The sequence below is a fragment of the Enterococcus sp. 4E1_DIV0656 genome (assembly GCF_002140695.1).
GTDB classification, from domain to species: domain Bacteria; phylum Bacillota; class Bacilli; order Lactobacillales; family Enterococcaceae; genus Enterococcus_D; species Enterococcus_D entomosocium.
In genome coordinates this window covers 1,668,811-1,677,125 of record NZ_NGLF01000001.1, presented here as the reverse complement: position 1 = coordinate 1,677,125, position 8,315 = coordinate 1,668,811, and the positions used below count along the sequence as shown (strand labels likewise).

Genomic DNA, 8,315 nt, shown 5'->3' with positions numbered 1-8,315 from the left:
TAGAGTGCCCAACTAAATGATGGCAACTAACAATAAGGGTTGCGCTCGTTGCGGGACTTAACCCAACATCTCACGACACGAGCTGACGACAACCATGCACCACCTGTCACTTTGCCCCCGAAGGGGAAGCTCTATCTCTAGAGTGGTCAAAGGATGTCAAGACCTGGTAAGGTTCTTCGCGTTGCTTCGAATTAAACCACATGCTCCACCGCTTGTGCGGGCCCCCGTCAATTCCTTTGAGTTTCAACCTTGCGGTCGTACTCCCCAGGCGGAGTGCTTAATGCGTTTGCTGCAGCACTGAAGGGCGGAAACCCTCCAACACTTAGCACTCATCGTTTACGGCGTGGACTACCAGGGTATCTAATCCTGTTCGCTCCCCACGCTTTCGAGCCTCAGCGTCAGTTACAGACCAGAGAGCCGCCTTCGCCACTGGTGTTCCTCCATATATCTACGCATTTCACCGCTACACATGGAATTCCACTCTCCTCTTCTGCACTCAAGTCTCCCAGTTTCCAATGACCCTCCCCGGTTGAGCCGGGGGCTTTCACATCAGACTTAAGAAACCGCCTGCGCTCGCTTTACGCCCAATAAATCCGGACAACGCTTGCCACCTACGTATTACCGCGGCTGCTGGCACGTAGTTAGCCGTGGCTTTCTGGTTAGATACCGTCAAGGGATGAACGTTCTACTCTCATCCTTGTTCTTCTCTAACAACAGAGTTTTACGATCCGAAAACCTTCTTCACTCACGCGGCGTTGCTCGGTCAGACTTTCGTCCATTGCCGAAGATTCCCTACTGCTGCCTCCCGTAGGAGTCTGGGCCGTGTCTCAGTCCCAGTGTGGCCGATCACCCTCTCAGGTCGGCTATGCATCGTTGCCTTGGTGAGCCGTTACCTCACCAACTAGCTAATGCACCGCGGGTCCATCCATCAGTGACGCAAAAGCGCCTTTCAACTTTCTTCCATGCGGAAAATAGTGTTATACGGTATTAGCACCTGTTTCCAAGTGTTATCCCCTTCTGATGGGCAGGTTACCCACGTGTTACTCACCCGTTCGCCACTCTTTTTCTTTCGATGGAGCAAGCTCCGGTGAAAGAAAAAGCGTTCGACTTGCATGTATTAGGCACGCCGCCAGCGTTCGTCCTGAGCCAGGATCAAACTCTCATAATGATTTGTTTGAATGACCATACGGTCATTAAGCTCATAAAAATTAACTTTGCTAGCTATTGCTTGCATGTATTTGTTTCAATAAATTGAAACGTCCTACACATTGGTTCGTTTGCTTGCTTTGTTCAGTTTTCAAAGGTCTACAGTGCTGTGTTAGCAACTTTTATATCATATCAGAGCGACAATTGATTGTCAACTCTTTTTTAAAAGTTTTTTTCGCTCGTTGTTTTTCAACTTCGCAGCGGCTGTCTCAGCGACTTCATTAGAATAACAAATGATTTGTTATTTGTCAACAACTTTTTTTAATTAATTTTGTTGATGTATCAACATCGATTAACTATTTTATTATTGCGACTTCGTTATAATATCATCTGTTTCATTTTTGGTCAAGCATTTTTTGAAGTTTTTTCAAACGCTCTTTTGACCCGCTGACTCAATTGCCAACGTTGACTAATTTACCATTCTTCTTGACTTAGGTCAAGGAAATATTTCATTTTATTTACAAAAAGTTTTCAATAAAAAAAGACCGTTGTAACGGTCTTCAGTCTTTTCGCTAGTATTCAGGTGCTAAAAGAACGGAACGCCTTCGATCTTATAGTCTTCAATGATCTTACGAAAGATATTGGGCTCTTCCCACGCATACCCCTCTGGCAGCTGTTGCGTTTGTCCTGCTTCTTGTGTTTCAAAAACAAATAAAGGAATATTTTGCGTATCAATATTTCCGTTTGTGAGTTCAACGAGTTCGATCGCTGTCACATCAAGGTGAATACGGTCTTTAAACAATTGTAAGATCGTAGCCAAGCCGGTTTTATCTTCAGAAAAATCCGTTGACGCTAATTCCGCAGTGCCTTCGTGTATTTGCATCAAAAATCGTTTCGAACCATTTGTTAAGTGCATCATAACTGTACCCGCTACTTTTTTGGATCCCAAAATACCCACCTCAGTTATTCATCTGTTTGTAAACTAATTTTAGCACATTTTCAGAAAATATGCACGATTATCTGTTGCTGTTTTCTTTTTCTAACATTTCTTTAGCTTCTTTCACCCACACTGGTAAAGCTTCTCCAATCGTACGGAAACCGATCCGCTTATTCTTATTTGTAAAGTAGCGTTTACGCTTAAAGGGTGGCTGAACAAAACTTGATTCCAATGTACGGCGGGACAAACTGATCTTTTGGCTGTATTCGTCAATATCAATGATTTGTACACGGATTTTTTGGCCGATCTGTAAGACTTCATGGATATTTTTAGTAAACCCGGATTGGATCTCTGAAACATGGATCAAGCCTTGCGTTTCTTTATCTAACGAAACAAATGCACCATAGGGTTGAATCCCAGTGACTGTTCCTTCTATAATGTTCCCGATTTGATAATTCATAGTCTTTCCTCTCTTTTCCACTTTCATTATACTTGAACTAGTGGTAGATTTGAAGCATCAGAAACAACGTTACACAATATAGGAGGGAAACGCATGATCAATTTTGACAAAGTTCATCCGCGCTTAAATACCAATAGCGTCAAATGGGATACAATTGCAAAAACCTATAAGGAAGAAAACTTATTGCCGCTTTGGGTAGCCGACATGGATTTTCTGGCACCAGAACCAGTGAAAAAAGCGTTAGAAAAAGCAGTTGCCCAAGGGATCTATGGGTACTCCACCATCCCTGATTCGCTGCTTGAATCCATCATCGATTGGCAGCAAAGACGTCATGGTTATACCATCAATAAAGAAGCGATCCTTTTTAATAGCGGTGTCGTTCCTAGTATTGCACTAGCGATCCAAAGTTACACCCAAGAAGGAGATGCCGTATTGATCCACGATCCGGTTTACCATCCCTTTGCCCATGTTGTCAAAAACAATCAGCGTACCTTAATTCAAGAACCCTTATTGGAAAAAGATGGACGCTTCGTCATCGATTTTGATGCGATGGAACGAACGATCATCGAAAAGAAGGTAAAATTGTTTCTTCTATGTAATCCGCATAATCCTGGTGGCCGGGTATGGTCCAAAGAAGAACTACTGGCGATCGGCCGTATTTGTCAAAAACATCAAGTGATCGTTGTCAGTGATGAGATTCATCAAGACATCGTTTTTGCGCCAAATCACTTTGTTTCTTTCCAAACAGTTGAGCCAAACTTTGCCGATTTTTCAATCATCTTGACTTCAGCAACCAAGACCTTTAATTTAGCTGGGATCAAAAATTCGATGGTATTCATCAAAGATAAAACCTTGCGCAGCCAATTTGCAAAAACACAGGAGCGTAACGTTCAAGGGGAGATCAATACGTTTGGATTGATCGCTACTGAAGCAGCGTATCGTGAATCTGAAGAATGGTTAGAAGAACTATTGTCCTACTTAGAGGCAAATCGCACCTTTGTCTGTGACTTTTTGACTGACCAACTGCCAACCGTGTCGTTTCAAAAGCCTGAAGGAACTTACTTGATCTGGCTAGATTTTTCTGCCTATGGCCTAACGGACAATCAGCTACATAGAAAACTGATCAAAGAAGCCAGCGTCGTGTTGAATCAAGGAAGTATCTTTGGTCCCCACGGGAGTCACCATATGCGGCTAAACTTTGCCTGCCCTAAAGAGCTATTAGAAAAAGCACTCAATCAAATCGCCGCCGCGTTTAAAGACCAACCGATCGATTAACGCTTACGTGTAAAAAAAGAACCCTAAAGCTGCCATTTCAACGGTCTCCTGAGGATGACCGTTGAAACTGCTTTGGGTTCTTTTGTTTTATTCGCTGATTTCGATCGTTTCGATCACTACATCATGCACTGGACGATCTTGTGGTCCCCGTTGCACGCCAGCGATTTCATCAACAACTGACATTCCTTCGATCACATGACCGAAGACTGAGTGACGGAAATCTAACCAAGGAGTACCACCTGCTTGATAGGCTTCGATGATTTCAGCTGGATAACCAGCACCTTCTAATTGACCTAACATGTTGCTAGGAACATTTTGATTGTTGACGATGAAAAACTGACTGCCGTTAGTATTCGGACCAGCGTTTGCCATGGATAAAGCGCCACGAAGATTGAACAATTCTTTTGAAAATTCATCTTCAAAGCTGCCGCCATAGATGCTTTCGCCGCCCATTCCTGTACCAGTTGGGTCACCGCCTTGAATCATAAAATCAGGAATGACACGGTGGAAGATGATCCCATCGTAATACCCTTTTTTCGCTAATTCAACGAAGTTTTTCACTGTTTTTGGTGCCAATTCTGGGAACAATTGTACAACTACATCCCCACGATTGGTTTTGATGACTGCTTTATGGCCAGTTTGTTTTTCTAATGCTAACTGTGGAAATTTAGACACATTAACTCCTCCTTCTCTCTCATAAATCCATGATAGCAGAAAATTGAAAAAATGCTAGTTTGGATAATTTTTGCTATAATGAAGCTATTCGTACAACACGAACATGCTTCACCCCAACGTGCTTAGAAAAGAGGAATAACATGGATATTTTTGATATAACGATTATCGGCGCCGGACCTAGCGGGATGTTTTCTGCCTTCTATGCCGGTATGCGTAACGCCAAAACCAAGATCATCGACAGCTTGCCGCAATTAGGCGGTCAGCTTGCTACTTTATACCCAGAAAAATACATCTACGATATCCCAGGTTATCCGAAAATCAAAGCGGGCGATCTTGTCCAAAACCTGGAAAAACAGTTGACGACCTTCAATCACCAATATTGTTTAGAAGAAACCGTCTTGTCGGTCGAAAAACAAGAAGACTATATCGAAGTCACTACCGACAAAGGAATCCATTACTCGAAAGCCGTGATTTTGGCTTTAGGAAACGGCTCCTTCCAGCCGCGCAAACTGACTTTGCCAGAAAGCGAGCGGTTTGAAGGATACGGCTTAGACTATTTTGTCACCGATTTGATGAAGTATGCCGGACGCAAAGTAGCGATCGCCGGTGGCGGCGATTCTGCCATCGATTGGGCATTGATGCTGGAGCCGATCGCTAGTGAAGTCTACTTGATCCATCGCCGTCCTGAATTTCGTGCTCATGAACATAGCGTCAGCAAATTACAAGCTTCTGCCGTCAACATTCTGACTCCTTATGTGATTCAAGAGCTCCAAGGAGAGCAACGTTTGACTGGTGTCTCGTTGCAGCAAGTCAAGGGTGATGAAACGGTCAGCCTTTCATTGGATGCTTTGATCGTCAATTACGGTTTTTCTTCCACATTGAACATCAAGGATTGGGGCATGAAAAGCAGCCGCCAAGGAGTCTTCGTCTCTTCAGATATGAGCACGTCTGTTCCTGGGATCTATGGCTGTGGGGATGTCGTTTTATACGATGGAAAAGTCGACCTGATCGCTACTGGTTTCGGGGAAGCCCCAACTGCGGTGAACAATGCACTCCATTACATTGATCCCAAAACGCGGACGCAACCCGCCCACAGTACGAGTCTTTTTAAGGAGTAGCTGAGATGAAACAAGTTGGTCTTGCCACCTATCTCCCTTTACAGGGGAAGACCCTCACTGAGCAAATGGTTCAGTATCTGGAAGCCTTCGATCATGCCGAAACGGCGGTCCACAATCTAGCCGTTGCCCAAGAAGCCAAAGGATTGGCAGAACGGTTTCAAGTCAACGCGGACAAAGCTTACTCAGCAGGACTGCTGCACGATGTCAGCGTCGTCATCCCTAATGACCAGCGAATCGCCTTGCAGATAGCGGTAGGCGAACCGATCTTAGACGCGGAGCGGCAAGCACCTTTTTTGCTGCATCAGCAGCAATCCGCTTTGTTGGCAAAAACGGTTTTTCAGGTGTCTGACCCAGAGATTCTGTCCGCCATCAGCTGTCATACCACCTTAAAGGCCCAATATAGTCGTCTCGATCTGATCGTTTTTTTAGCCGACAAAATCAAATGGGATCGCAAAGATCAAGCACCTTTCTTAACCGGTTTATTAGAGCGCCTCGATGATTCCTTGGAATCTGCCGCTGGCTATTATATGGACTGGCTCTTTGCCGGTGACTTAGTGGTCCCCCATCCTTGGGCAGTGGCAGCCAAAGCAAAATTAGCAAACACCTAAATGTCAGAAGGGACTAAACCCAAACGGCATGGGCTGCAACTGGAATAGGGCACAACTTATGATTGCAATCCATCAGTCGCATGTTGACTTTTGAATAAACTATTTTTACATGGAGGGGAACTATATGGTATTAGAAAGCAAAACACTTGAAGACAAAGCAAGAGAATTGTTGGCCGACCGCGGTGTCTCACTGCAAGACATCGGCGAATTGGTGATGTTCTTGCAAAAAGATTACATTGAAGGCATCACGTTGGAGATGTGTATCGAAAGCGTCAACGCTGTCTTAAGCAAGCGGGAAGTCCACAACACGATTTTGACGGGTGTCCAATTGGATATTTTGGCAGAAGAAAATCAACTGCTGCATCCACTGCAAGAAATCGTCAAAGAAGACGAAGGGCTTTATGGGATCGATGAGATCCTCGCACTATCCATCGTCAATGTGTACGGCTCCATCGGTTTTACTAACTACGGATACATTGATAAAGTCAAACCGGGCATTTTGAAAGAACTGAATAAGCACGACGGTCCCCGCGTTCACACCTTTTTAGATGATATCGTAGGTGCCATTGCCGCTTCTGCCGCAAGTCGCTTAGCCCATCAACACCCAAGTAAATCTCATTACATTACGCAATAAAAAAAGACCGACGATCCGCCTTCTTCAAAGGAAGTGGATCGTTGGTTTTTTTTTCATTACGCTGTTTTTTTCAAGCCTCGTTTGCCCCACCAATAGAAAGCAAAAAAGAAGACTTCAATCAAGACAAAAAAGAGAATAAAGCAATGCATGAAAAACGTTTCTGGCAATACGTTGATGATCGGATCGGTGGCTGGATTAAATAGCCAATCATCGTTACTGAAGAAAATCTCATGGAACGTAACGAAAAAGCGATCAAAGCCGACTGCCATCAAAAACCCGAAAATCAGCGGCAATATCATCCCCCATTGAAAAGGACGAATCAAGCGCCATTGCTGTTGGTTTTGTCGTAGCCGATTGACGAACCAGATACTCGGCAGCAACGTGACGATCATCACAGCATAATTTAATAGAAACAACTGTTTTACATCGTAGAAATGACCAGCCCCCGCTTCAGACATTGGAAAATCTGGCAAGGCGAGCGTACTTGCAAAGGGATTGTTTAGAAAATCTAACAATAAGCCATAGTTCTTCAACAACTCTTCTCTTGTTAGCGAGGTATAATCCAGCAGATTTAAGTGATCGACATCAAACCAATATAACGGTCGAAAATTGATCGTTAGGGTGATCGCTAGACTGACCAAAAACAAAAACAAGCAGACAAATCCTAAGCGTTCAAGCCACACTTGTTTTTTCATTGTTCAAAATCCCACTCATCTAAAGAATCAACCACATAGGTTGGTGCTACCGGTAATGTCGGAACCGCCGCTTTCGGGGTAAAGCCAGATAATACGAGCAAAGAATCGATCCCGTTTTGGATCCCCGAGCGAATATCGGTTTCGTAATTGTCCCCCACCATCAAGACCTCTTCTTTTGATAAGCCGATGTGTGCCACCGCTTTTTCCATAATGATGGCTTCTGGCTTGCCAATAAAAATTGGTTGCGTTTGGGTGGCAGTCTCCACCATTGCAATCAGTGAACCCGCACCTGGCAACAAGCCTCTTTCCGTCGGGATATTTTTGTCTGGATTGGTCCCGATAAAGGTAGCTCCTTTTTGGATCGCTAACGTTGCTAAAACAAATTTTTCATACGTCACGTGGTTGTCTAAACCAACCACGACATAATCCGGATTGGTTTCTTCCCACTCAAATCCAGCAGCTAAGATCAAATCGATCAACCCCGCTTCGCCGATCACAAACACTTTGCGGCCTTTGCCATGGTCTTTCATAAAATCGATCGTTGCCAAGCTTGCGGTATAGATCGTTTCTGGTGCCACGTGAATCGAAAATTCATCCGCCAATCGCTGTGCCACGACTTCGGGACTGCGGGTCGTATTGTTGGTCACAAATAAATAGGGCAGTCCTTTTTCTTGTAAGGATTCTACGAAGCGTTTCCCAGCAGGGATCGGCTCTTTTCCTAAATAAATCGTGCCGTCTAGATCAATCAAATAGCCTTTATATTTCAT

At 44.3% G+C, this 8,315-nt stretch carries 9 protein-coding genes and 1 rRNA gene (1 of these 10 running past the window's edge); 4 read left to right on the top strand and 6 right to left on the bottom strand.

Annotated features, from left to right (window positions below; translation table 11 throughout):
* The 3 genes from A5882_RS07935 to A5882_RS07925 form a co-directional block, all read right to left on the bottom strand.
* Window positions 1-1,168 (bottom strand): 16S ribosomal RNA (locus A5882_RS07935) (it extends 392 nt beyond the left edge of the window).
* Between the two features lie 564 nt (window positions 1,169-1,732).
* A complete protein-coding gene (locus A5882_RS07930; RefSeq protein WP_008378091.1) occupies window positions 1,733-2,095 on the bottom strand; it encodes a hypothetical protein in 363 nt (120 codons plus the stop codon).
* A 67-nt stretch (window positions 2,096-2,162) separates the two neighbouring features.
* Window positions 2,163-2,543, bottom strand: coding sequence for a CvfD/Ygs/GSP13 family RNA-binding post-transcriptional regulator (locus A5882_RS07925; RefSeq protein ID WP_005231980.1), 381 nt, complete (start codon window positions 2,541-2,543; stop codon window positions 2,163-2,165).
* Between the two features lie 93 nt (window positions 2,544-2,636).
* Here A5882_RS07925 and A5882_RS07920 point away from each other — a divergent pair, with 93 nt between their 5' ends.
* Entirely contained in the window at window positions 2,637-3,818 is a 1,182-nt protein-coding gene (locus tag A5882_RS07920; protein WP_086299139.1) for a MalY/PatB family protein, read from the top strand.
* Window positions 3,819-3,905: 87 nt separating this feature from the next.
* Here the strand turns inward: A5882_RS07920 and A5882_RS07915 are convergent, their stop codons facing one another.
* On the bottom strand, window positions 3,906-4,493 hold the full coding sequence (locus tag A5882_RS07915) for a peptidylprolyl isomerase (RefSeq protein ID WP_086372638.1): 588 nt from the start codon (window positions 4,491-4,493) through the stop codon (window positions 3,906-3,908).
* A gap of 140 nt (window positions 4,494-4,633) precedes the next feature.
* Between A5882_RS07915 and A5882_RS07910 the strand changes: the two genes are divergently transcribed.
* The 3 genes from A5882_RS07910 (at window position 4,634) to A5882_RS07900 (ending at window position 6,853) form a co-directional block, all read left to right on the top strand.
* Window positions 4,634-5,611, top strand: coding sequence for an NAD(P)/FAD-dependent oxidoreductase (locus A5882_RS07910; RefSeq protein ID WP_008378083.1), 978 nt, complete (start codon window positions 4,634-4,636; stop codon window positions 5,609-5,611).
* A 5-nt stretch (window positions 5,612-5,616) separates the two neighbouring features.
* Window positions 5,617-6,219, top strand: a complete 603-nt coding sequence (gene yqeK / locus A5882_RS07905; RefSeq protein WP_086299137.1) for a bis(5'-nucleosyl)-tetraphosphatase (symmetrical) YqeK — start codon at window positions 5,617-5,619, stop codon at window positions 6,217-6,219.
* 124 nt (window positions 6,220-6,343) lie between these two features.
* Window positions 6,344-6,853 (top strand): phosphatidylglycerophosphatase A, encoded by a 510-nt coding sequence (locus tag A5882_RS07900; protein ID WP_005227653.1) that lies wholly within the window; start codon window positions 6,344-6,346, stop codon window positions 6,851-6,853.
* A gap of 56 nt (window positions 6,854-6,909) precedes the next feature.
* Here the strand turns inward: A5882_RS07900 and A5882_RS07895 are convergent, their stop codons facing one another.
* Together A5882_RS07895 and A5882_RS07890 are read right to left on the bottom strand one after the other, a co-directional pair.
* A complete protein-coding gene (locus A5882_RS07895; protein WP_008378077.1) occupies window positions 6,910-7,548 on the bottom strand; it encodes a TIGR01906 family membrane protein in 639 nt (212 codons plus the stop codon).
* Window positions 7,545-8,315, bottom strand: coding sequence for a TIGR01457 family HAD-type hydrolase (locus tag A5882_RS07890; protein WP_061053784.1), 771 nt, complete (start codon window positions 8,313-8,315; stop codon window positions 7,545-7,547). The genes A5882_RS07895 and A5882_RS07890 overlap by 4 nt, the downstream gene beginning before the upstream one ends.